Raw genomic sequence first — 22,774 nt, 5'->3', positions numbered from 1 at the left:
AGTCTGCGTAAAGCATGTCGCACAATGGATTGTTCCCTTTGCTTATCGAAGTAGTCTTCCCCTAGATCAAAATACATTTCATTTACGAGTTAGAAGGTAATAGGAGATTCTCAACATGGCATGGGCGACTACTATTCCTGCTTTTCCTTCCTTTCCGTGCTGCTGTACGCCTATACAGTGCGCCAAGGTAATTCTTAGATCCTTTTACGGAATGAGCAGCTTCGGTTAAGCCTGATCTTAAATATTTGTTGCCCTTTTTGGTTTTAGCCAAATTCCTTTTGGACGCACTTTCGTTATGGCCAGGAACAAGTCCTGCCCAGGAACACATATGAGCTGCGCTTGGAAACTGGTTTTTAATATCTGTACCGATTTCAGCCAGGATTTGTTCGGCCATTCGTGTTGATATGCCTGGAATTGAGTCTAATCGTTCGATATCTTCTTGGTAAGGATTTACTCGCTGTGCAACTTCTTGATCCAACATATCAATTTGTTGAGTTAGAAAGTCGATGTGAGTTATGGAGGGCAAGTTCAAGTTCGTCTTTTTTTCGTTTTAGTGTTCGAAGGGCCATGTTGGCCAGTTGCTCAGGATCATCTATACCTTCAGCAATCGCATAAAGCATGCTTTTAGAGGAAACTCCCATAATATCTGAGACAACGGAACCAAGCTTAATATTAGCTCCCTCTAATACTTTTTGGATTCGATTATGCTGTCTGGCTCGTTCTTCGATGATACTCCGACGATAACGAACAAGCTCTCTTAACTCACGTTGATTACGGTCTGGAATGAAACTGGCTTTAATCAGTCCGTGGCGAAGGAGTTGGCAAATCCATTCTGCGTCTTTAACATCGGTTTTGCGACCAGGCACAGCTTTCATATGCTGGGCATTAACAACCAGAAATTCGATCTCTTCAGCCTCAATTAAATTTACAATAGGTTTCCAATAAACACCTGTGCTTTCCATGGCGACATGAGTACAGCTGTGCTCCTTAATCCAGTCCACTAACTTAAGAAGAAATACAGTTTTAGTTTACATCCACGCCATTCAACCTTTCTACGGCATCATGATTGGAGACTGGTGCAACAACCAGAATAGGATTAATCTACTATGAGTTCTTCCCAGCGGGAGCAACATTCAGTGGTGCACCGTGGTCGTTGGAGTCAGACTAACGGATGGGCTCTAATCGCACCATAGTTCATCGACCTTCCTCTCCCAGCCGTACTTCCAGTATAAAATACCGAGCTAAAATTTTCATTCTCTGTGGTGCAGCGCTGATTTTGCGCTGCATGGTTGGCTAACGGGCAGCTGAAGATTAATTACGGGGGAATCGTACCATAAATGGACAAAAACCCAAGCGTCACAACAGAATGCATACTTAATCTAAATAACCTTAAATAATCTTATGGCGTAGAGCCCAGCGTAAGCGTGTATCTTCATGGTACTTTGTTTTTTTTGGGTTTCCTTCCGCTCGGAAAATAGTCAGATCACTCAGTTTGATGACAAAAGACCAGAGGGTATCAAATTGAAGCTCCTTGCCGTACTGACAAACAAATCCGCATTTGCCGGATAGGATATCCTGCGCAAGTTGCAATGGATCTTGAGCTTGAGCCAATTGTTCTGTCAGTGAATGTTGAACGGTATGATATCGCGTTTGGGTCGAATACCAGTTTGGTTCAGGGCGTTCATCCAGAGCTATCATGCGAGTATCTATAAATTGATTTGTAGCAATGATAAAACACTGGCCAGGTTTGGGCCTACGAGTAACAATGCTTTGCGCGCAACATTCTACTACAGCCATATCCCCGCTTCGATCGGCAAGGATGATGTTCTGTGCCGTGCTCAACGGTAGCTCCTGTAGAAGGTGAATAGCTTCTTGAACATTTCGTGCTTTCTCTAATAGATAACGTACAATCATAAGGAAATTTAACCCCGGCTTGGTCTTTCCGGAAGCGACGAAGGTCATTCCTACAGCAAGCCCATGTTCGTTCACCCCGTCTTCTTTTCCGATGAGGGCGTCGCCTTGACCAATGAACGTGTACCCGGACGTTGGTCGGTACAAGCAACTCTCCGTGGTACTTTTAAACTGCGTAAACATGTCATGATTACGGGCAAAGATTATCTCCTCTCCCACTTGGAAACAGAAGCAGGTACATCCGTAGGACTCACCAAAGACCCCGAGATTAAGTAAAAAAGCGGCAAATGTGTCATATGAAATTCGCAAGCCGTCAGCCATACCGCGAATTTCTTCAGTAATTTCAGGGTATACGGCTTTACAGATCGCCTCCGACTCAAGTCCATATCGAAGCTGCTCCTCTTCAAGCTTGAAGAACCCATCGAATTGGACTCCTTTCTTATATAATAGGTTTCCATAATGATTTCCCAACTCATAATGATTTCCTTGCAGACGCGGGTGATACATTTTATAACACTCCTCTTTGTTTTTATGTCTTGATCATATAAGGAGAGAAACCTATTTTCTTGATAAATAATGCTATGATATAGGAAATAGGCAAGTCACATGGAGGAATCGTTATGGAGTACATCGATGCGATTATGTCAGCTGTGCGGTATATTGAAAACCATCTTACCCAAAAAGTAAGAGTCGCAGATATCGCGAAGCATGTTGGATACTCCAACTACCATTTCCAAAGACTATTCCATCAGGTAACCTCACAGACGATCGGGCAATATATGATGGGCCGCAAGTTGACAGAGGCTGGGAAACTCCTCCGCGAGGGACAGTTTCGAGTAGTGGATGTTTCTTACCAGTTCGGGTTCGAATCTCATGAGGCCTTCAGTAGGGCGTTTAAAGCACGGTTTTCCGTTAATCCGCACCAGTGGAAGCAGAAATCTCTGTTTATACCGCCCAATCTATTTAAAGAGGAAATAAGGGAAGACTATTTGAAACATCTTCAACAACTGGAACCCGAGAATGTAGAACAAGTACGACTGAATGGGCTTGAAATTCGTGGTTATCAGTCAGCTGATAGCTCGGTGGGAAGCATATATGAATGCTGGAATCGGTTGTATCAGGTATGTCTTGATTTCAGCACCCCTAAATATGGATTGATTCAATACCCTTTTTCTATGGAGGGGAAGGCTGCCTTTACGTACACCGCAGCGGTAAAACACGATTTAACTAAGGCAGCAGAAGATCAAGTAACGCTTCAAATTCGGCCAGGAAAATACCAGGTTTTCTGGCACAAAGGGGAACTAGAAGCATTGCCCTTTACGTATCGTTATATTTACGGAACATGGTTGGTAAAGCACAATGTTACGTTGTCGGGCGGTTTTGATTTTGAGTATTATGGTGGGCGGTATATAGGGGAGGATGCAAAAAAGGTAGAAGTAAAAATTTATATTCCGGTTGAAGAGGGATAAAGATCATGATAAAACCGCTCAGACTAGGGAGAAGTGAAAAGACTGGCAAGGCATTGGATTGTGTTTTTGGCATTAGCCCCGGAAACTGGGTATGGGAAAGCAGTACTTTAGTAACATAATCAGCCACCTTGGTTCAACTAACGGGCAGGATAATGCAACTATTTTGTGTTTATTTGGTCTATAAGAATACATGTTGGAGAAAGGGAGGGAATAGCAATGAAAAATAAAAAGTGGGCAATATTTGTTATAGTTACACTTATCATTGTATCTTTGACTGGTTGTTTTGGCTCGAATAAGAACAATGACTTTTCGGAAATAAGTAAAAGCTTAGCCCAGCATTCTAACCAATTGAATGATGAACAAGGCGTAACGTTAGTGGGTTATGCAGCTGACCAAAAAGAGAATGTGTTCAAAATTGGAATAGGCTATGACTCCACATTAACTGAAGAAAGATTAACAAAAGTCATTAATGATTATCTGTCTAATTCCCTCTCGGCAATACAGGAAAGCGACTGGCATCAGAGACTCACGCCTTATAACCTGATAATAGAACGCATAGGAGAGGTTAAATCTAACTTCCCCATCATTGCACATAAAAATGAGGGGGAGTCCGATTTGACCTGGGTGAAAACTGAAGATAATTAAAGATTCTGTTTTAAAGGCCGCTTCCGCCAAAGGAGTGGGCTTATGTTTATATTGAGATGCAAACCTTGTGGTCAAAATAATATTGTGCTTAGATACATTACGGTGAACGGAATCATAAAGAGTGTGAAGTCGTGGAACTAACGAGAAACGATTGCTGAATAAAGAGCGATGGCAGCCGGCCAAGACGATCGGCTGCTTTTTGTCATTAAGATATCGGGCAGGATAGCGAGAATACCTTGGCGAAATAAAGACTGATTCGTGTACCAAAGGAGCGATTGAAATGAATACGACTGAATTAAGAAAATTCGTAGATGAGAAGAAACCGTTTGAGGAAGCAAGGGAAGGTTTAAGATGATGTACTAAGTTTGATAAATATTCCATCCTTCGGTAGAAGATTAAACAAACGAGAAACACTAGCTCAAACATGCTGGCAGATTAAACCTCCCTTTAGAAGCAAACCTAGATGGTTTAAGCTAGCGGGAGGATAGTTTAATTATGCTTGTTTTATCCTGGTCATATTGTCTATCCATCGTGGTATTATTGAATGCAATAAACAAACAAGGTGAATTTACTTCAAAAGAAATAGTGTTTTGCTACTTATCACGTATCGCAAAATATGATCAGGATGGCCCTCACATAAATTCCATCATGGAAATTAACCCCGATGCCATTTTCATCGCAGAAGCACTTGATATAGAACGTCAGCGGAATGGGAGTAGAGGACCTTTTCATGGCATACCGGTTCTCGTTAAGGATAATATCGAAACCGGAGACATGATGCGGACCAGTGCGGGAGCTTTAGCACTGGCACAGCATGTAAGTACGAGCGACGCTTTCCTGATTCGCCGATTAAGAGAATCGGGAGCCATCATTTTGGGCAAGACGAATATGACAGAATGGGCCAACGGTATTTCCTCGACAATGTGGGCAGGTTATAGTTCAAAGGGGGGGCAGGTCGCGCACCCTATGGTGACTTTTTCGTAGGCGGATCCAGTACGGGATCTGCAGCTGCGGTGGCCATGAGTTTTGCAGCAGCGGCGATAGGCACAGAAACCTCCGCTTCAATTCTGAGTCCATCCATACAGATGTCTATTGTCGGCATCAAACCGACCGTAGGCTTAATTAGCCGCTCAGGACTTATTCCTTTTTCTTATTCACAAGACACAGCAGGGCCGATGGCAAGGACGGTTTCAGATGCGGTAGTTCTACTTAACGCATTAGCTGGGAGGGATGAGCACGACCCAGCAACCTGGCGTAATGACCATGTTATACCGGATTACACACCATTCTTGGACAAGAATGGACTACAGGGAGCGAGAATTGGGGTCTTTTGTGAAGTACCAGATTACCTGCGTGAATCTGGTGAACATAATCAGGAGCTATTTCACCAAGCAGTCTCCGAAATGATAAAAGCAGGAGCCGAAGTAGTAGAAAATATCGACATTCCTTCGTTTCATGGTCCATGGCATTGGAACAAGATGAACTTAGAATTTAATCATGGAGTGGAGAATTATTTGCAGCGTCTCCCGGCACATATGCCGGTTCATTCATTGTCCGAACTCATCAATTGGAATGAAAAGTATGCAGATGCAGCCCTGAAATACGGTCAAGATATATTAGAATTCCGGGAGGGGTTAACCAATCCCTTGAAAAATAAGGATTATATCATGGAATCTATTATGGATTTATATCTAGCCCAGAACGAAGGAATTGATTATGCGATAAATAGTTATCAGTTAGATGCGATAATGTTTCCAGCTTATATTGGAGCGGATATATGTGCCGAAGCTGGTTATCCATCTATTGCTATCCCCGCGGGGTATGGAGCAAACGGCAGACCATTTGGCATTACTTTTGCCGGAAAAGCATTTACTGAACCGGCCTTAATTCGCATAGCTTATTCTTTTGAACAAATAACAAAACATCGCAAAAAACCTATATTCAACTAAAGGGAAACTATATAGGCAACTTCCCATTAGATGAGAGCGATTTAACTAGAGAGCAGTTTAGCAGGGTGAACGGTATGATCTTCTATTAAAAAATAGAGGATTACCATATCACTCCGCCGAAATTTGAAATGTACTAATGACAGATTTCGCTACATTTGTTCTGCGAATCGGGCATATAATTCCAGGAAAATGTGGTGAAAGCTAGAAGATGCGGGGTAAGCGTTCAGCACCATAATAGAAGTGAAATCTATCTAGGAGGACTTCAAATGAGCTATGATTTGATGGTTTTCGAGCCGTCCAGGGCACCGAGGGAAAGGAAGGAGTTTATGGATTGGTTTGAGCAGCAAGTGCAATGGTCGGAAGATCATGAATATAATGATCCTTTTGTCTGCTCAGAGTCGTTGCAGCACTTGTATAGTAAGCTATCGGAGGATTTCCCCAATATGAATGTAGATGATGAAATTTTTGAAGCTATGGAGGAAGCCGGAACTGAAAACCGGTTAACCGAGTACTCGCTGGGCTCCGCCGTCATCTATGCGGCTTTCGCTTATTCCGTAGCTAAGGAAGCATATACTACGATGCGGAATTTGGCTATAAAACACAAGGTAGGGTTTTTTGATGTTAGCAGCAACGACGGCGAAATTTTTTTCCCTGATTGATAATGCCACTTCGATAGTTTTCCAGACTTCCCCCAAGTTTGTTGAACGTAACCATAGTCATTATTTATCTAACAGGCAGGATACTTCGGAATTATTGAAGAAATATATTTGGAACAAACCTAATAGGAGTTTTCGTATGATACTTGCAATTAAGGTAATTAGAGTTTTGCTCTTCGTAATTGTAGTTTTGTTATTTGCTTCATCAATGCCAATCTTTGCAGGAATAACTTTGCTTTTTATTTTTGGACTTTCGAAACTTCTTAAAAAGATAGATTAGTAAATACAGGAGACGTTAGCTGTAAGCTAATTGGAGGAGATGGGCATGGACTATTCGAAGCGTCATGTATGGATTGAAGCTGAAATATGGAAAGAAGGTTCATGGGATTGTAACGATTGTAATACAGGGTGAATGCATGAACGGTTCGTATTTTTGGTCCAGTGACATGGTGTTAATTGACGTTATTAGCAGGGGAAAAATTGAACAACTTATAGACCATTTGCACCGTGGTCGTTGGAGTCAGACTAACGGATGGGGCGTTATGACCTACCGCCTGGGGGACCAGACGCCTCTGCCCGGTTTCGACCAGCGCAATTGGCCGAAGACTACCGGGCCGTACGGCAATCGACAATCACGCTGCTGCGCGGGTTGCCGGCGGAGGCGTGGTCCCGCAAGGGCACAGCCAACAACGTAAGCATTACGGCTCGCGCCCTCGCGTACGCCAGCGCGGGACACGAACTTCATCACATGGGGGTCATTCGAAATCGGTACTTGAGTTAGTCGTCCCGAAGACGGGACGGAAGCTGAACAGACAACGCGGCTTTTATGGCATGCTCTGCCCACCCCGTTCGTTCATAGGCTGAAAGGAAGAGAGGACAAGACGGGAGGCTCGTATCTAAGGATGTGAAGTAAACAAAAGAGCAATCTCCATTGAGGTTGCTCTTTTTGTCACGGCTTATCTTGCCTAACGGTGTATATGCAGTTTCTTCCTCCCGCTAAAATGTACTCCCCCCGTTCAATATGAACATTATTTCCTAGAACCGTTTTAAATAAATGTAACTCATTCTTGCACAACCCGGTACATACAGCAGCAGCTTCACAGATCGGACAATGCTTCTCAATGAATAGGAGACTGCCATCATCCTGCGCCTTAACCTCCGCCATATAACCTTCATTTGTTCGTATCTCGGCCAGTTTCTCCAGTTTCTCTCGAACGTCTGATGCATCGCCAAGATGCTGAAGATATTGTTCTTGCATATTTTTATTTCGAACTTCCAGCAGCTTGTCCAGCCCTTCATTACCAAAAGCTTCTTTCATCGAATTGATGAGGCTGACGGATAAATCCGAATATCCGCTTGGGAAAAAACGATTAGCCGCGGGAGTTAATATCCATAGCTTGGTGGGTCGACCCATGGGACGGGCCTCTTCCACATTCGTAACCAACCCTTCTTCTTTCAGCGCATTCAAATGTTGACGAATAGCCATTCCAGACAACGAAAATTGAGAGGAGAGTGCCACAACATCCATTCCCCCTCGCTCCTTTAACAGATCAATGATCGCTCTTCGAGTACTGGTGGAGACATCCTTTTTGATTTGATTTCGGCTCATGGTGCACCTCCTTTTGAAGCAACTTAATCTACATCACTCACTACATTTTAAACAAAAATGTTGACAAAGTCAAAGCCGAACTGTAGCTTAGACATTATAAACATAAATGTTTACTAAGTATCCGGATACGATGTATACATACCAATTTTCTTGGAGGTCACATGTCGTCTAATCATCAAAGTATTTTCAGCCCACGTTATTTTGCACTATCCATAGGGATTATTTTGTCAGTGATGGCCGTTGGATTCGAAGGACTATCCGTAACCACCATTGCTCCTTCGATTGCTGGAGACTTGAACGGTCTTAGCCTGTTCGGGTGGATATTCAGTACCTATCTGCTTGCGCAGATTATCGGAACGCTGGTCGTCGGTCGGATCATAGATAAAAGAGGACCTGCAGCACCGTTCACTTTTGCACTTCTGTTGTTTATCGTAGGGCTGATCGCTGCCGCAATAGCAGGCGATATGTATAACATGATAGGATCACGTGCCCTGCAGGGTTTGGGTGCCGGAGCTATGATGACTTGTGTGTATACGGCAATATCCTTAAGTTACCCGGATGAGTTACGTGCCAAAATACTTGGAGCATTTGGTACAGCCTATGTTCTTCCGTCCATGCTCGGTCCATATGTAGCAGGTCTTATAGCAGATCAGTGGTCCTGGCGGTTTGTTTTCTGGGGGATCTTACCTGTGCTGGTTGTTTCAGCATTGCTTAGTTTACCTGCTTTTAGGAAATTGAAAGTGCAGAATACGGGAGGGGATAGCGGACCTTCATCCACTTGGATGGCGTTACTCTTAACGATGGGTACAGGCATTTTCTTGGTTGGTCTAAGTATGCTTCCGAGCATTATGGGATTTGTATTCGTCATGATTGGCCTCGCATTTATGATATTTCCGCTCCGTAAATTGCTACCGAAGGGAACGCTTACGTTGCGAAGAGGTATGCCAGCGATTCTGGCAACACGTGGGTTGTTCTTCGCTGCCTATACCAGCACACAGAATTTCTTGGTATTGGCTTTAATCGATGTGAAAGGAATTACACCTTCTCAGGCCGGATTAATCGTAGCGAGTGCTGCATTAAGTTGGTGTATAATTGCGTATCTGCAAGGACGGTGGGATGCGGCAGATCAGGGCCGTGGACGTCATATGAGAATTATTCTTGGGGTATTGCTGCTTGCCATAGGGATTGCCATCGTATTTTGGGTACCTGTTGTGACCGTTACCGTTGCAGTTATTGGTCAGATCATCGCAGGAGTCGGTATTGGATTGGCACATCCGATTAGCGGTGTTGTAGCATTTTCCCAAACGGGGGAAGGAGGCGTGGGCCAAACCTCGGCAAATCTGCAATTTGCGGATTCTTTTACACCCGGTGTAGTTATCGGGATTGGTGGTTCCATCCTTGTAGTTTGTCAGGCTGGCGGAATGTCACTGCAATCCGGCTTAATTGTAGCCATGGGTTTCCATCTCTTGTTGATCGTCATGAGTATAATTGCGAGCACTCGGATCTCACAACAATCCATCTAGAATGCTGATCCTAAGAAAGAGGGTGTACCGGTCATTGTCCACTGAAGATACGGAGAAACTTTTTATAGCTTATCGCATCATCGGGACTAAATGGACTATCCATATATTATTCACTCTTTCTTACGGTCCGAAGAAATTTGGCGAAATTTCCCAGAGTATTCCTTCCATTTCGGAAATGATCCTCTCCAAACGTTTAAAGGATCTTCAACATCATAATTTGGTTAAAAGAACAAGTCTGAAACGCCCTACACAATCCATCTATGAACTTACACCAAAAGGAGCTGCTCTCGCTACATTCATACCCTGTTTAATGGACTGGGGTACCAAAAACTAAATGAATGAAGTGTGCATATACCAGTCCTGAAGAAATTATTAAGCTTTTATAGGAGGAATGAAGATGAACATTGAGGTCAGTGATAAAGCATCCGAGAAAATCGCCAAAATCTTATTAAGCGCAAATACCCGACATTCTTTTCTTAGAGTAGGCGTTGAAGAAGGGGGATGCAGTGGATTATCTTATACCCTTGTCTTGGACGAGCAGCAAACAGAGGAGGATATAGTATTCAATAAAGATAAATTCAGTATATTAGTTCACACGAAGAGTATTCCATATATTGATGGTCTTGAAATTGACTATGAAGAAAGCGGAATGTTAGGCGGGTTCACCATGAATAACCCTAATGCAAAAGTTTCATGTGGATGTGGGGCCAGTTTTAGAATGGCCAACTATCGGGGCGAAGTTAAAAAATGTGATTAAACTGCAGGAAGGAGAGAAGAGGAATGATACCATTTGAAGTATCTGAAAAAGCTATTGATTCTTATAAGGATGAATGGGGTTTGGAAGAGGCCCAATATGTAAGGATTTATGCAAAATATGCGGGTGGAGGCTCAGATGCTTGGATTTTACAGGATGAACTTCTTCAAATTGATTGTAATGAAAATGGCATATTTTCAAACACAATCTCCTATTGAGCATAAAATAAAGAAAGAGCATCTCATTTCAGCGATGACGCAATCATTTCTTTACGAACTCATTTTATCATTAATGCAGATCGTGCAACCGCCGAGGATTATTTGGAGTTAATCCATTTAATCAAACAAAGAGTATATGAGACATTTAATATTGATTTGGAGACAGAAGTCATTATTTTGGGAGAATAACTTCTGTGGACTACTTTCAAGCCGCCTTTGGCGGTTTTTCTTGTTAGTTGAAAAACCATTTTCGTCACTTCTACTTATTAAACATTTTTATTTACAAAGTAGGGTGATTATTGTATATTTAGATCATAAAAAGGTGAATTTTACCATAAAAATCATCTATTATGGAGGTGTAGGAGACAAACAACAATCAGATTGGAATTTTTGATAGGCAGCACAGGGCGTTGACGATTGGTATTATGCTGGTTCTGACAACCGTAGCTTTCGAGGGGCTGGCTATTACGACAATTGCCGCGAAAATGACACAAAGCTTGCAGGGTATTCATTTATACGGTTGGATTTTCAGCGCATTTTTGTTATCTCAGCTTATTGGAACCCTGGTTATGGGTCAGCAGGTTGACAAGCGCGGCGTTTTTACATCCATGCTCGTGTCGTTTAGTATTTTTGTGCTAGGAACCGTGGTTGCGGCTGTTTCTTTAGATATGCACATGCTTATTGCAGGAAGAGCCCTTCAAGGTTTTGGGGCGGGAGCCCTGATCACATGTGTTTATACCTGTGTAACGTTGCATTATTCGGATGCTCTTCGTACTCAAATTTTAGCGGCATTCTCCATGGCATTTGTCCTGCCTTCCTTAATCGGGCCTTACCTGGCAGGCCTTATTGCCTCCTATATGTCATGGCGATTTGTTTTCTGGATTGTTTTACCCCTGATTGGATTGGCATTGAGTCTCACATTCCGCTCTTTCCGTGATCTGCAGCTTCGGCAAGTACTGACAGGCCCAGCCCAAACAGCTGACTCGAAGACTCTTCATGCGATTCTACTTGCCATTGGAACGGGGCTGTTACTCACAGGACTCGGTATGATAACCGATTGGAAAGGAATAGTACTCACTTTGGGTGGCTTATTCGTCATGATCCCACAAATGCGAAAACTTCTTCCTAAGGGCACTTTTGTGGTGAAAAAAGGATTGCCTGCTACATTGGTTTCCAGAGGGTTGTATGTGGCTTGTTATTTTACAACGGAGAGTTTTGTGATCTTGGCACTAACCGAAGTAAAGAGGTTATCGGCAGACCTTGCAGGCCTCATTGTAGCAGCAGGTTCTTTGAGCTGGTCCGCCGCAGCGTGGTTGCAAGCCAAGCTTGATGTACGAGATCAAGGTCGTGGCCGAAAGCGCAGAGTTATGGTAGGTATCGGGATTATGATCGCTGGGACTGTACTTGTGATCCTAGCCCTTATGTTGTCGGACGGTGGAATTATACTCATTCTGCTCTCGCAAATGATTACCGGCTTCGGTGTTGGATTGGCTAATCCTACAACTGCGGCCATTGCTTTACAACATGCGGCGCCTAGGAAAGAGGGAGAAATGTCTGCGAATCTTCAATTCGTGGATTCCTTCTATATGGGAGTAAGCATCGGAGTTGGCGGCGCTCTAATCGCCTTGTCAGAAACTTTACAGTGGGGCATATCGACAGGAGTTATGATGGTGTTAACACTCCAATTACTATGGGTCTTATTAAGTTTCTTGGCATCTTTACGAATCACCGAACTCGTTCATCAAGAACATCATCCGATCAGCCAGTCGAAAGATAACATTCCCATGTAACGGATGACGGTCGCGTCGTTAAAAACATCAAGAAGAACGGGGGGAAATTGCATTGGGAGGTGGATAAAATGGCACGTGTATTAGTTGTCATTACTCCGGCTGAAGGCCATGTGAATCCGTCGTTAGGATTAGTTACTCAGTTGATTGACAGTGGAGAGGAAGTTGTCTATGTGTGCACGGAGGAGTATCGTTCCCGAATTGAACAAACCGGAGCCCTGTTGATTACCTATCCATTTCCGCAAGATGCCTTTTCTCATGATCCAGTGTTGAAACCGCAGGAGTACAAGCATCCTTATCAGTTCATTTATATGATGGTAGGCGGTATCATTCGGAGGATTATACCCGAGGTGCTTCGAGTGATCGAAAATCAAAAGTTCGATTATTTGATCTTTGATTCACTGATGGGCTGGGGAGGGACTATTCTTGCAGAAAAACTAGGAATTCCCGCGGTGTGTTCGATTGCCTCCTTTGCTTTCGTAGATCCGTTGGGGGCTGGCGAAGGCATGAATGAGAAGGAGATGGATACGAATACGAAGGAACTGTATGAGGCTACGATGAAGATAACGCGTGCGTTAGCGCAAGAGTTTCAAGTGAGTATTCCCGTCATGGAAGAGATTCCGGCACATGCAGGTCGGTTAAATCTTGTGTATACAAGTCGTTATTTTCAGCCACAGGCAGAAAAACTGGATGATCGTTTTATTTTCACGGGTCCTTCGATCATACCGCGTCAAGATGCTCAGACCTTCTCGTTCGAGCTGCTTCGTGAACGTTACCCGCAAACTGTGTACATTGCTATGGGTACTATTTTAAATAAAAACTTGGATTTCTATCAGCTTTGCTTTGAAGCATTTGGGGATATGCCGGTGAATGTGGTTCTATCTTCAGGAAGATACACGGATATGGAGCCGCTGGCTGATCGAATTCCTCCTAATTTTATCGTCATGCCATACATTGCACAGTTGGATATGCTACAACATACGGATGTTTTTATTACACATGCCGGAATGAACAGTACGAGTGAGGCGCTTTATTACAACGTTCCGTTGGTAATGATTCCACTAACGTCGGATCAGCCTCTTGTAGCCAATCGGGTACAGGAGTTAGGGGCGGGTATCACTTTAAATAAACATAAGCTCAGTGCAACGGATATGAGAGAGGCATTATCAGAAGTCCTAAGCAATCCATTTTATAAACAGCAGGCTTGCCTCATCGGTGAATCTTTACGGCAGGCCGGCGGTTATAAGCGGGCCGCCGAAATGATCATGAGTCATATGGCTTCAGTCCATGGTAATATCTCCAATACCAAGTTGATTACTAAATAAGTTTCCAATCAATAAGGAACTTTAAATTAGAGTAAAGTTCTCTCATGTCAAAAACGAAAGAACCCTGTATGTACATTAAAAGGCACAGGGTTCTTATACTCTGATGAAACCGACACGATGGGCAATGCTCGTTATGAGTAACCTTGATGAAGAGAACTTAAAGCTACAAAAGTCAGTTGATAAATATGTGAAAAGATTAATTTTTTTTCATCATTTGAAAACTACTATGAAAATTCATTGCACCAAAGTGTGGAAAAAGGCTCTCTTCCTTTAATTTTAGATTCACCGGCATCCCCTACGGTTCTTCTTGTCGCTCCATAGCATCGCTTGTTATACGGGATCTTACGTCCAACCAGCTTCATCATTGGTAAGCCCTAATTTATGGTAATATAAAGCGCGAGGTGATTCAGTTGAATGCTGAACGTAGAGAGTACGCTGAAAAAGTTTTAACTCATATTTTTATTGGGAGTCAAGTAGATGGTGCTAAATTCGGTTTAGGCCCTATCCGTTAAGACTGATCAGGCGATTATAAGTCGAACTTTTCCCATCCTGATGCCAATAAGAACCTTTGAGGCTTCTTCTAAGGCTTCCGGTTCTATTACCATTAATAGCGGCTCTCCAATATCAATCATTGCACCTATACGCTTACTGTAGCCTTCGAAGGTTCCGATGGATATAATTTCACCGCAGCGTACGCCAAACCCACTATTATGACCTTCTACGATCTGCACGGTTAGCCCCGGATTTAACTCATTCCATTTCATAATGTTGGTGCCCTTCCTTTTGTATTCGAAGTTCATTCAGCCTCGCCGCCGGTCCATGGCTTATAGCGCACATCAGGTTATGTCGTCTACTTTATTTAGTGCTGCCAGTACAATCTTGATATCTCGCACCTTGGCAAATGGTGAACGGTCACTTTCAACGATGGTTTCTATCCGGCTAAGAGCTGCAGCCCGGCGGAACCTCACATCATTTTTTTTGGGGTACTGTTCAATCAAATGCTTGGCTAATTCAACTATGACTTTTTCTCGATCCATTTTATCCTCCTTTAGAGGGGCTAGAGGGCCAGATTATCAAAATACTCTCTTATTAAACCCCAAACCTCTGATCATTTTCTGAACATTCATTCAGCGATATGTATCTAATAAATGAGTGCGTAGGACAGTGTGCAGAAGGTAAAACGAAGTTAGCTGGTGTTTATTTTGTTCAGAGACGGTAGCGTTCCGCATGAAATTCCTACAACGTAGTTCTGTCAGGAAAGTTACTGAGCTAGCGTGCAAGCTCATCAAACTCCTCTTCAGAATGGGATTTATTTTTTATTTGTGGTAACAAATGGAGGGTGTGATATGCTAAATTTGATATAATTTGAAAGTGGATTATTTGCAGGAGGACTGGGGGATATAGATTGGACTTGAAACCTTTACTCTAAACTTTTCAGTTCAATCTATATAGGTAAAGTAATTAAACAACATTGGAGATGAACAAGACATGGCGAAAGCAATTTTTCTTGATTTTTACGGTACGCTGGTATATGAAAACAGTGAAATTACGATGGAGGTAATCGACCAGGTCTATAATACTGGAAATGCAAAGGACAAAATGGAAGCTGCCAGGTTTTGGTGGAGATCTTTTGCAGAGCTGCGTGCAGCTTCATTTGGAGAGACGTTTCTGCCACAGTATGAACTGGCTGTCCAGGCGTTTGAGACAACCATTCAGCATTATTCTTCCACAGCGGATGCCAAAAAGCTTGCTGACAGGCTTGCAGAACATTGGAGTAATCCTCCTGTGTACAAAGATGTCGAGGCTTTTCTCTCAGCCAACCGGTTGCCGATATACATTGTGACGAATTGCGATACTATTTTTGTGGAAACAGCATTGTTCAACATGGGGTTACAACCAAATGGACTGATTACAAGCGAGCTGGCAAAAGCTTATAAGCCCCGCAAGGAAATTTTCGAACTGGCCTTGGAGGTTTCGGGGGTGAGTGCAGACGAAGTGATACATATTGGCGATTCATTAAGCGGTGATGTCACGGGTGCTGCTAATGCTGGAATTCAACCGTTGTTTTTAAATCGGGAAAACAAAGAGACACCTCCTGGAGTAACGTCGATTCATTCGTTGCCTGATATTATTAAAATTCTGCATATTTAACCGTAAGAAGGATGGGAGTACTTTGACGATGTGTAGAAAGTATTTATTGTTTGTTTTAACCATGGTTATCTTTGTAATTTCATTAAGCGGGTGTGGAAGTGTAGAAGAAGCGGACCTGAAAAAACCGGTTAAAAATTATTTAGATGAGCGATATGGCTTCAAGGAGCCGTTTGAATTTCTGACATGGGATGATAATTGGTTTGAAGGTATTGATCATCAGACAGCTATTGAAATCGGCAAACCCTATCATGCGACTGCTTATATTATGCTCGAACGGGATACTTACAAAATTGCAGAGGAAAGAAGTGATAATGTATTTTTTGAATTATATAAAGGTGCCTATATCGAACAGCATCCAGAGGTAATGAAAGTAACCGAACAACTGATTGATAAATATGATTTAATGAAGAAATCGGCAAGTGAGTACGATAAAATGAAAGGGAACTACTATTACTATCTTAATGTTAATCTGAATACAAAACAGGCGGATGAACTTATAGATACTTTCAGAGGGACTCAAAAAATAGATACTCTAAATTCTCTGCCTGACATGTCTGATCCATTAAGTAAAGAGGGTAACCGTTATCGGGGTGTAATTAATTTTAATTTTGATTTTAACACCTATAAACAAGACAAAGACGTTCCTCAAGCAGAGGATATTGCAAACGATTATGAAAAAAGTCATGTTCTTACTGAAGGGCTCTATTGTATCTCTGTGCATACTATAGAGGTTCATGATAAGGGAGTTTCTCAAGGAATGGATCAGAGGAATAATAACGTTCGTTTTGAGGTCGACAAAAAGGGTGAGTTCAAAAATATAAGTGTGTTGGAAGGATAACCGATAATCTTAAGGAAGGATCGCATGGCTCTCATAAAGTAATGAGGGGCCTGCGATCTTTTTTTTGTTCAGACACTACTCATGGAATAAACATCATTCATAGCAAGCGCAAAATTGCTCGAAATAATATTTAAAATTGTGTTATTGAAACCATTGACGGTTAGGCTAACAAAGTAATATTCTGTAATGGTTAGAGGGTTGTTGGAAACAACGGGCCTTATAACCATTGATTTAGTGGTATGCCAAATATGTTGTGGGAACCATTAGATCATTGCATCTAGAGCTCTTTTTAGATAAGAGAGCGCTTTCAATTTGCGTATAACGAGGAAGGAGGAAGGAACTTTTTTGTATTTTCATGCAAATTTAAGTAAGAGATGTAACGTAATTTAAAATTTATTAATTAATGGGAGGGATGTTGCTTGAAGAAAATTTTAGCTTTTGTTATGATGTTTGGTTTGCTTATGGGGATGGTAGCGCCAATTCAGGCAAGTGCAGCAACAAACATCGAATTCAATAAAACTGCAACTGCAAGTTCAAGTGAAGATTCAACAAAAACACCGGATATGGCTATTGATGGAAACGCTTCAACAAGGTGGTCCTCCAGTTATTCTGATCCTCAATGGATTAGTATTGATTTTGGAAGCGCCATCAATGTGAATGGTGTAATGCTGAACTGGGAGGCTGCCTACGCAAAGTCTTACCAGATTCAGCTATCCACAGATAACAGCAACTGGACTACAGTGTTTTCCACTACAACAGGAGACGGTGGAGTTGATACGATTTCATTTGCAACCCAAAGTGCAAGATATGTAAGAATGTATGGAACACAAAGGGCAACCGAATACGGGTATTCCCTGTGGAATTTTGAAGTGTATTCGGATAGCGGACCGGTGGATAATGGAATTATTTCTGGTGCGGTGTATAAGCTTACAGCGCAACATAGCGGCAAAAACCTGGATGTGGCAGGAGGCGCTACTTCAGACGGAGCTAATGTGCAGCAGTGGACGGATAATGGAAACTCCCAACAAAAGTGGAAAGTGATTGACGTTGGCAGCGGAGCCTATAAATTGATTGCTGAGTCCAGCGGTAAGGCATTGGATGCCGCAGGCCCTGCGGCCGATGGAGCCAATGTGCAGCAATGGACGGACAACGGTGCAGTCACTCAGAAGTGGGCAATTATTGATGCAGGTAGCGGGTACTACAAATTAATCTCCAAAAGCAGCGGTAAAGCCTTGGATGTAGCAGGAGGCTCATCTGCAGACGGAGCTAAAGTGCAGCAGTGGACAGATAACGGAAATGCACAACAGAAATGGAAATTTACGCAGATCACAACGACCCCAGATACCACAGCACCAACCACACCAACAAATCTTATAAGTTCCTCAAAAACGGCAACAAGCGTAAGCCTTGCTTGGGCAGCATCCACAGACAACGTAGGCGTAACAGGGTACGACATCTATAATGGAACGACTCTGGCCGGATCCAGCACAGCAACAAGCTATACCGTAACCGGCTTGACTGCAAATACAGCATACAGCTTCACGGTAAAAGCAAAGGACGCAGCAAATAATATATCGGCGGCAAGTACGGCTCTGAGTGTAACAACCAGTGCATCTGCCACCAACCAGGGATTCTATATTAACGGGACAACTTTATATGATTCTAACGGAATTCCCTTTGTTATGAGAGGGGTTAACCATGCTTACACTTGGTACAAAGGTCAGGAGTCTGTTGCCATTCCTGCAATTGCCAAGACAGGCGCAAATACCATTAGAGTTGTCCTTTCAGACGGGCAGCAATGGTCGAAAGACAGTCTGGCAGCCCTACAAAATCTCATCACCTTGTGCGAACAGAATAAATTGGTGGTAGTCGTCGAAGTCCATGATGGAACTGGCTCGGATAGTGAAGCAGTACTTAATAATATAGCGAATTACTGGATTGAAATGAAAAGTGCACTCATCGGAAAAGAAAAAACCGTCATCCTCAACATTGCAAATGAGTGGTACGGCACATGGGATGGGGCAAACTGGGCAAAAGGGTATGCTTCTGTAATCCCGAAGCTTAGAAATGCCGGAATCAAAAATACCATCATGGTTGACGGAGCGGGATGGGGACAATATCCGCAATCCATAGTTGATTATGGAACACAGGTGTTTAATGCGGACCCGCTGAAAAATACGCTGTTCTCAATCCATATGTACGAATATGCCGGAGGAAATGCTGCAACGGTTAAGAGTAACATAGACAATGTATTGAATAAAAATTTGGCTCTTGTAATCGGCGAATTCGGAATAAAACATACAAACGGAGATGTTGATGAAGCGACGATTATGAGTTATTCTCAGCAAAAGGGTGTCGGCTATCTTGGATGGTCGTGGAAAGGAAATGGTACCGGGCTGGAGTATCTGGATATGTCAAACGATTGGGCCGGAACCAGCTATACCGAGCAAGGGAATGCCATTATCAACGGTCCAAACGGAATTAAAGCAACCTCGAAGCTAAGTACGGTATTTGAAGGAACCTCCGATAATCAGGTGCCGACAACACCTTCGAATTTGTCCGGTACATCACCAACATATTCTACAGTTGTGCTGACTTGGACAGGATCAACTGACAATGTAGGGGTGGCAGGATACAATATTTATCGGGACGGAACTCTAGTTAATATCAGCCAAGCGACTAACTACACGGTTACTGGCCTCAAAGCAAATACCACTTATGCATTTACTGTAAAAGCGATCGATGCCGCAGGTAACTTGTCTGCTGCAAGTAATGCCGTAAGTATAAAAACAGCTGACAGCAATGATAAAACAGCGCCTACTGCTCCAGCCAGTCTTGTTGTGGTCCCTGCTATCACATCGGCAAGTCTGACTTGGACCGCGTCAACTGACAACGTTGGCGTTGCTGGCTATAACATCTATGCGGATGGAGAATTACAAGGCACCAGTGCAAAGACAAGCTACACAGCATCCGGTTTGACAGGTGCAACCTCATATACCTTTTCTGTTAAGGCTTTTGACGATGCCGGAAATGAATCAGCCGCCAGCAACTCTGTCGGGATCATTACGGGGGATCCTGGCAACATTCAAGTTATTGATCCGGGGATTATAGATAAATACACAACTTGGTATGTTGGAATCAATGGTGCCGACAAGCCGGCTTCCCCGACGGTTGCCAAGCTGTCTCCGCTTGAGAATGGCGGACTTGGTATGACCTTTAATCTGCAGACGGAGAACTATCCAAGCTTCCAGGTAGATCCGGACCCTGCTGAAGATTGGAGTAGCTACAGTAATATGAACCTCATCATTTCCAATCCCAATGCAGTTGAGGTTCAGATCCAACCGATTGTAAAAGACGGCGAATGGGCATGGGTTGAATTAGGACAGTACATTAAAATTCCTGCGAAAACTACCATTATCTCCACAGTACCTTTGACAAGTCTCACGAACAAAGATGTAAATCGTATAATTTTACGTGTACAAGGTGGAGGCAGTGGTTTAGCGGGCAGTCTTCAATTGCATACTATCAGTTTTGATTTGGAGCAGACAGCGTATGCTGCGACGATCGCAGAAATGAACCGCCCCAAAACAGCAAGCTTCTATCCTTGGAATCTCATTGAACCTTCATACACCGGGAATGTTTCCAGCGGGTTGGAAGGGGAGACTCTTTTTGTGAAATATAATTCAACGATCAGCGATACAGTTTCAGCAGGTGTAGCAACTGAAACCAAGCCTGGTCTTGGTATAGGCGATGATTGGTCTAAATATGCCAGCGTTTCCTGTAATTTAACCAATACCGGAACGAGTGCCGTTCATGTTTCTTTGGTAGTCAGAACGAACGGTGGATGGGTATGGCAGGAAACAGGAGGCCAGATATCAACCGATCCTTCAGTGGAGAGGATTATCGGACCTGGTGAATCTGTCGATGTCGTATATTCATTTCATTCTCCCATTTGGAAATCAGCAAAAACAAATTGGGCTAATCAAGCCAAGCTGGAAAATGCAATTGATGTTAGGGGAGTTCAATTTAAGGTATATGCCGGATCAGGTGAAACCGCATCAGCGGGAACACTCCTCATTAAAGACTTTGAGTTGAATTTCTAAACAGCGTTGGTAAGCTGATTCCGGAAGCGGTGCAAAAATGCGAAGGTGAATTTAACTAACTAGCGCAATACAGAAAACCAGCGTGCCTCCCGTATAATAGGGGGCACGCTGGTTTTGCTTTGCAAGACATCACTATTTTCCAGCGCTAGCCAGGCTAGGCTATTTACTGCTGCTTAGCGTACCATTCCGAGAACTGCTTTTGATATTCGGCGATATATTTGTCAATTCCCGCTGCCTTCAGTCTTTCCAGCGCTTTGGGGTAGGCGGACTCATAATCGCTGAAGCCGCTGCCGATTGGCGCGAGGTATTCAGTAAATACTCCATTCAGCTTCGTTTCTTCATTCTTGACCGGCGTATTGTCGAAGTTGAAGCCTGCGCCTTTGGAGATGATTGCCCCGTCATCCCAGGCTTTATATCCGGCGATAAAATCATCCGGCACCGTGTTGTCGAAGCGGATGAAATTTTTGTTCATCAGCAGCCAGTCGGGAATCAGCGGATCGGTGGTTATTTTCGTGAGCCGCCCTTTGTCATCCAGGGAGAAGTCCGTTCCCTCAATGCCGTAGGCGAACAGGTCATACAGCTCCTGATTTTTTTGCAGCAGGTTGAAGAACATCACGTAGCGTTCCGGGTCCTTAGCTGCGGCGGAGACGAAAAAGGCGCTGCTGTAGGTGCCCCGGCTGATCTTCGGACGGCCGCTGCCAAGGAAATAGTTAACCAGCTTGGCTTCAGGCACCGCCTGCGAGATCGTAGCCGCACCCTCGAAAGGACGCGCTGCCGTACCCGCCCAGAACATTGCTTTGCCGGAGTTCCAGTCGGACTGCAGCTGCGGAACATTGGTGGCGGCATATTTCGGGATGATTCCTTTCTCATACCAGCCGTGCATCAGCTTGGCATAACTCTTGAATTCTTCGCTTTCAAACCAGCTGATGATTTGATCGTCCTTAGCAGACTCATCAAGCGCAATGAAATCATTTTGCCAGTACAGATTCTTGTCCGTGTAATCATATTGCAGCATTCTGCGGGCATCTGTGGAGGCATAACCAATCAGCTCCGGATGAATGGCATGGACCTTGTCATAGAACTGCTCCAGCTCTGACAGCGAGGTGACTTTGGTCATGTTGGCCTCCTCCAGCAGATCCTGTCTGACCAGCACGCTGTAGAATTCTGCGGAATTCGGCTTGTTGCCGACAGGAATTGCATATTGCTTGCCGTCCAGCTGGAAGGCGCTGAAGGAAGCCGCGTCAACATTTTTACTTAGGTCAGGTGCGGCATCCACATAAGGAGTAAGATCGGTATACAGCCCTTTGGCGACTGATTTCACCATATAATTGCTGTCAGTGTAAGTGGCAAAATCCTCTCCCGTAGACAACATCAGGTCAGTTTTGCCTCCGCCGTATTCGGTCCAGGGCAGAAACTGGAATTCCACCTCGGCATTGATTTCTTTCTTGATCACATCATGGAATTCCGACTTGCCCAATGCTTTCATCCGGTTCGACTCATCCCCGTACAGCACAATTTTTAGCTTGGCGGGAGCCAGGCCGCTGCCTGCTTGGTTATCACTGCCTGCAGAGGGGCTTGTACCTTCACTTCCGGCTCCCGCAGTAGAGTTAGCGCTTTCATTGTTGCCCTGGGAGCAGGCGCTTAACAAGAACACAGCGGACAGGAGCAAACTTAACCAACCTTTTTTCTTTTTCATGATGAACCCTCCTGAAATAGAATCGATATGCTTGAAGCTATATTGCAATGGCAGTGCTCCCTTACGTCCCATTGTACAACAAGTTGAAGCAGGGGAGCATTAGCCTGGTGCAATCCAATTTAGGGCAAAACCTGGCGGGG

General features: G+C 43.7%; 20 protein-coding genes and 2 pseudogenes. 15 read left to right on the top strand and 7 right to left on the bottom strand.

Annotated elements, in window-relative coordinates:
* Nucleotides 1–82: 82 nt before the first annotated feature.
* The 3 genes from NST99_RS24855 to NST99_RS24845 all read right to left on the bottom strand — a co-directional run bounded on the left by NST99_RS24855 (nt 83) and on the right by NST99_RS24845 (nt 2,418).
* Nucleotides 83–478 carry an IS110 family transposase gene (locus NST99_RS24855; protein WP_341095170.1) on the bottom strand — a complete coding sequence of 132 codons (396 nt, stop codon included), beginning with the start codon at nt 476–478 and terminating at the stop codon, nt 83–85.
* 4 nt (nt 479–482) lie between these two features.
* On the bottom strand, nt 483–1,001 hold the full coding sequence (locus tag NST99_RS24850; RefSeq protein ID WP_341095168.1) for an IS110 family transposase: 519 nt from the start codon (nt 999–1,001) through the stop codon (nt 483–485).
* A gap of 388 nt (nt 1,002–1,389) precedes the next feature.
* Nucleotides 1,390–2,418, bottom strand: coding sequence for a C45 family peptidase (locus NST99_RS24845; protein WP_341095166.1), 1,029 nt, complete (start codon nt 2,416–2,418; stop codon nt 1,390–1,392).
* 113 nt (nt 2,419–2,531) lie between these two features.
* Here NST99_RS24845 and NST99_RS24840 point away from each other — a divergent pair, with 113 nt between their 5' ends.
* The 5 genes and pseudogenes from NST99_RS24840 to NST99_RS24820 all read left to right on the top strand — a co-directional run.
* On the top strand, nt 2,532–3,380 hold the full coding sequence (locus NST99_RS24840) for a helix-turn-helix domain-containing protein (protein WP_341095164.1): 849 nt from the start codon (nt 2,532–2,534) through the stop codon (nt 3,378–3,380).
* A gap of 216 nt (nt 3,381–3,596) precedes the next feature.
* A complete protein-coding gene (locus tag NST99_RS24835; protein WP_341095162.1) occupies nt 3,597–4,025 on the top strand; it encodes a hypothetical protein in 429 nt (142 codons plus the stop codon).
* 495 nt (nt 4,026–4,520) lie between these two features.
* A pseudogene (locus NST99_RS24830) lies at nt 4,521–5,974 on the top strand (amidase family protein).
* 266 nt (nt 5,975–6,240) lie between these two features.
* Nucleotides 6,241–6,633 (top strand): hypothetical protein, encoded by a 393-nt coding sequence (locus NST99_RS24825; RefSeq protein ID WP_341095160.1) that lies wholly within the window; start codon nt 6,241–6,243, stop codon nt 6,631–6,633.
* A gap of 536 nt (nt 6,634–7,169) precedes the next feature.
* Nucleotides 7,170–7,411, top strand: a pseudogene (locus NST99_RS24820) (DinB family protein); the annotation flags it as partial.
* 168 nt (nt 7,412–7,579) lie between these two features.
* Here the strand turns inward: NST99_RS24820 and NST99_RS24815 are convergent.
* Nucleotides 7,580–8,239 carry a helix-turn-helix transcriptional regulator gene (locus NST99_RS24815; RefSeq protein WP_341095158.1) on the bottom strand — a complete coding sequence of 220 codons (660 nt, stop codon included), beginning with the start codon at nt 8,237–8,239 and terminating at the stop codon, nt 7,580–7,582.
* 161 nt (nt 8,240–8,400) lie between these two features.
* Between NST99_RS24815 and NST99_RS24810 the strand changes: the two genes are divergently transcribed.
* The 7 genes from NST99_RS24810 (at nt 8,401) to NST99_RS24785 (ending at nt 13,846) form a co-directional block, all read left to right on the top strand.
* Complete coding sequence (locus NST99_RS24810; RefSeq protein ID WP_341095156.1) at nt 8,401–9,762, top strand: MFS transporter; 1,362 nt, start codon at nt 8,401–8,403, stop codon at nt 9,760–9,762.
* A gap of 1 nt (nt 9,763) precedes the next feature.
* Nucleotides 9,764–10,096 (top strand): winged helix-turn-helix transcriptional regulator, encoded by a 333-nt coding sequence (locus tag NST99_RS33785; RefSeq protein WP_445744986.1) that lies wholly within the window; start codon nt 9,764–9,766, stop codon nt 10,094–10,096.
* 63 nt (nt 10,097–10,159) lie between these two features.
* A complete protein-coding gene (locus NST99_RS24805; RefSeq protein ID WP_341095155.1) occupies nt 10,160–10,519 on the top strand; it encodes a HesB/IscA family protein in 360 nt (119 codons plus the stop codon).
* 23 nt (nt 10,520–10,542) lie between these two features.
* Nucleotides 10,543–10,734, top strand: a complete 192-nt coding sequence (locus tag NST99_RS24800; protein ID WP_341095153.1) for a hypothetical protein — start codon at nt 10,543–10,545, stop codon at nt 10,732–10,734.
* 42 nt (nt 10,735–10,776) lie between these two features.
* A complete protein-coding gene (locus tag NST99_RS24795; protein WP_341097746.1) occupies nt 10,777–10,923 on the top strand; it encodes a hypothetical protein in 147 nt (48 codons plus the stop codon).
* A gap of 236 nt (nt 10,924–11,159) precedes the next feature.
* The gene (locus tag NST99_RS24790; protein WP_341095151.1) at nt 11,160–12,524 is read left to right on the top strand and encodes an MFS transporter; all 1,365 of its coding nucleotides are present in this window, start codon (nt 11,160–11,162) and stop codon (nt 12,522–12,524) included.
* Nucleotides 12,525–12,592: 68 nt separating this feature from the next.
* Nucleotides 12,593–13,846 carry a macrolide family glycosyltransferase gene (locus NST99_RS24785; RefSeq protein WP_341095149.1) on the top strand — a complete coding sequence of 418 codons (1,254 nt, stop codon included), beginning with the start codon at nt 12,593–12,595 and terminating at the stop codon, nt 13,844–13,846.
* 518 nt (nt 13,847–14,364) lie between these two features.
* Here NST99_RS24785 and NST99_RS24780 read toward each other — a convergent pair.
* Both NST99_RS24780 and NST99_RS24775 read right to left on the bottom strand, forming a co-directional pair.
* A complete protein-coding gene (locus tag NST99_RS24780; RefSeq protein WP_341095147.1) occupies nt 14,365–14,610 on the bottom strand; it encodes a hypothetical protein in 246 nt (81 codons plus the stop codon).
* Nucleotides 14,611–14,682: 72 nt separating this feature from the next.
* Nucleotides 14,683–14,883: a hypothetical protein gene (locus tag NST99_RS24775; RefSeq protein WP_341095145.1), complete on the bottom strand. Its 201-nt coding sequence runs from the start codon at nt 14,881–14,883 to the stop codon at nt 14,683–14,685.
* A 451-nt stretch (nt 14,884–15,334) separates the two neighbouring features.
* Here NST99_RS24775 and NST99_RS24770 point away from each other — a divergent pair, with 451 nt between their 5' ends.
* The 3 genes from NST99_RS24770 to NST99_RS33780 all read left to right on the top strand — a co-directional run bounded on the left by NST99_RS24770 (nt 15,335) and on the right by NST99_RS33780 (nt 20,938).
* Nucleotides 15,335–15,997, top strand: a complete 663-nt coding sequence (locus NST99_RS24770) for an HAD family hydrolase (RefSeq protein WP_341095144.1) — start codon at nt 15,335–15,337, stop codon at nt 15,995–15,997.
* Nucleotides 15,998–16,025: 28 nt separating this feature from the next.
* Nucleotides 16,026–16,835 (top strand): hypothetical protein, encoded by an 810-nt coding sequence (locus NST99_RS24765; protein ID WP_341095142.1) that lies wholly within the window; start codon nt 16,026–16,028, stop codon nt 16,833–16,835.
* Nucleotides 16,836–17,278: 443 nt separating this feature from the next.
* Nucleotides 17,279–20,938: a cellulase family glycosylhydrolase gene (locus tag NST99_RS33780; protein WP_445745044.1), complete on the top strand. Its 3,660-nt coding sequence runs from the start codon at nt 17,279–17,281 to the stop codon at nt 20,936–20,938.
* Nucleotides 20,939–21,101: 163 nt separating this feature from the next.
* On the opposite strand, the gene NST99_RS24750 is transcribed toward NST99_RS33780, so the two are convergent.
* The gene (locus NST99_RS24750; protein ID WP_341095140.1) at nt 21,102–22,634 is read right to left on the bottom strand and encodes a DUF3502 domain-containing protein; all 1,533 of its coding nucleotides are present in this window, start codon (nt 22,632–22,634) and stop codon (nt 21,102–21,104) included.
* Nucleotides 22,635–22,774 lie beyond the last annotated feature (140 nt).

It is taken from the genome of Paenibacillus sp. FSL L8-0470 (genome assembly GCF_038008625.1).
In the GTDB taxonomy this organism is placed as follows: domain Bacteria; phylum Bacillota; class Bacilli; order Paenibacillales; family Paenibacillaceae; genus Paenibacillus_AQ.
Note: the sequence above shows the minus strand (reverse complement) of the source record. Positions and strands in the feature narration are given on the sequence as shown.

Excerpts from the sequence above, each read along its gene's own strand:
- NST99_RS24845 (WP_341095166.1), bottom strand. The coding sequence starts at position 2,418 with ATGTATCACCCGCGTCTGCAAGGAAATCATTATGAGTTGGGAAATCAT.
- NST99_RS33785 (WP_445744986.1), top strand. The coding sequence starts at position 9,764 with ATGCTGATCCTAAGAAAGAGGGTGTACCGGTCATTGTCCACTGAAGAT.
- NST99_RS24775 (WP_341095145.1), bottom strand. The coding sequence starts at position 14,883 with ATGGATCGAGAAAAAGTCATAGTTGAATTAGCCAAGCATTTGATTGAA.
- NST99_RS33780 (WP_445745044.1), top strand. The coding sequence starts at position 17,279 with ATGATGTTTGGTTTGCTTATGGGGATGGTAGCGCCAATTCAGGCAAGT.
- NST99_RS24765 (WP_341095142.1), top strand. The coding sequence starts at position 16,026 with ATGTGTAGAAAGTATTTATTGTTTGTTTTAACCATGGTTATCTTTGTA.
- NST99_RS24770 (WP_341095144.1), top strand. The coding sequence starts at position 15,335 with ATGGCGAAAGCAATTTTTCTTGATTTTTACGGTACGCTGGTATATGAA.
- NST99_RS24785 (WP_341095149.1), top strand. The coding sequence starts at position 12,593 with ATGGCACGTGTATTAGTTGTCATTACTCCGGCTGAAGGCCATGTGAAT.
- NST99_RS24800 (WP_341095153.1), top strand. The coding sequence starts at position 10,543 with ATGATACCATTTGAAGTATCTGAAAAAGCTATTGATTCTTATAAGGAT.
- NST99_RS24805 (WP_341095155.1), top strand. The coding sequence starts at position 10,160 with ATGAACATTGAGGTCAGTGATAAAGCATCCGAGAAAATCGCCAAAATC.
- NST99_RS24840 (WP_341095164.1), top strand. The coding sequence starts at position 2,532 with ATGGAGTACATCGATGCGATTATGTCAGCTGTGCGGTATATTGAAAAC.
- NST99_RS24790 (WP_341095151.1), top strand. The coding sequence starts at position 11,160 with ATGCTGGTTCTGACAACCGTAGCTTTCGAGGGGCTGGCTATTACGACA.
- NST99_RS24825 (WP_341095160.1), top strand. The coding sequence starts at position 6,241 with ATGAGCTATGATTTGATGGTTTTCGAGCCGTCCAGGGCACCGAGGGAA.
- NST99_RS24780 (WP_341095147.1), bottom strand. The coding sequence starts at position 14,610 with ATGAAATGGAATGAGTTAAATCCGGGGCTAACCGTGCAGATCGTAGAA.
- NST99_RS24810 (WP_341095156.1), top strand. The coding sequence starts at position 8,401 with ATGTCGTCTAATCATCAAAGTATTTTCAGCCCACGTTATTTTGCACTA.
- NST99_RS24835 (WP_341095162.1), top strand. The coding sequence starts at position 3,597 with ATGAAAAATAAAAAGTGGGCAATATTTGTTATAGTTACACTTATCATT.
- NST99_RS24815 (WP_341095158.1), bottom strand. The coding sequence starts at position 8,239 with ATGAGCCGAAATCAAATCAAAAAGGATGTCTCCACCAGTACTCGAAGA.
- NST99_RS24750 (WP_341095140.1), bottom strand. The coding sequence starts at position 22,634 with ATGAAAAAGAAAAAAGGTTGGTTAAGTTTGCTCCTGTCCGCTGTGTTC.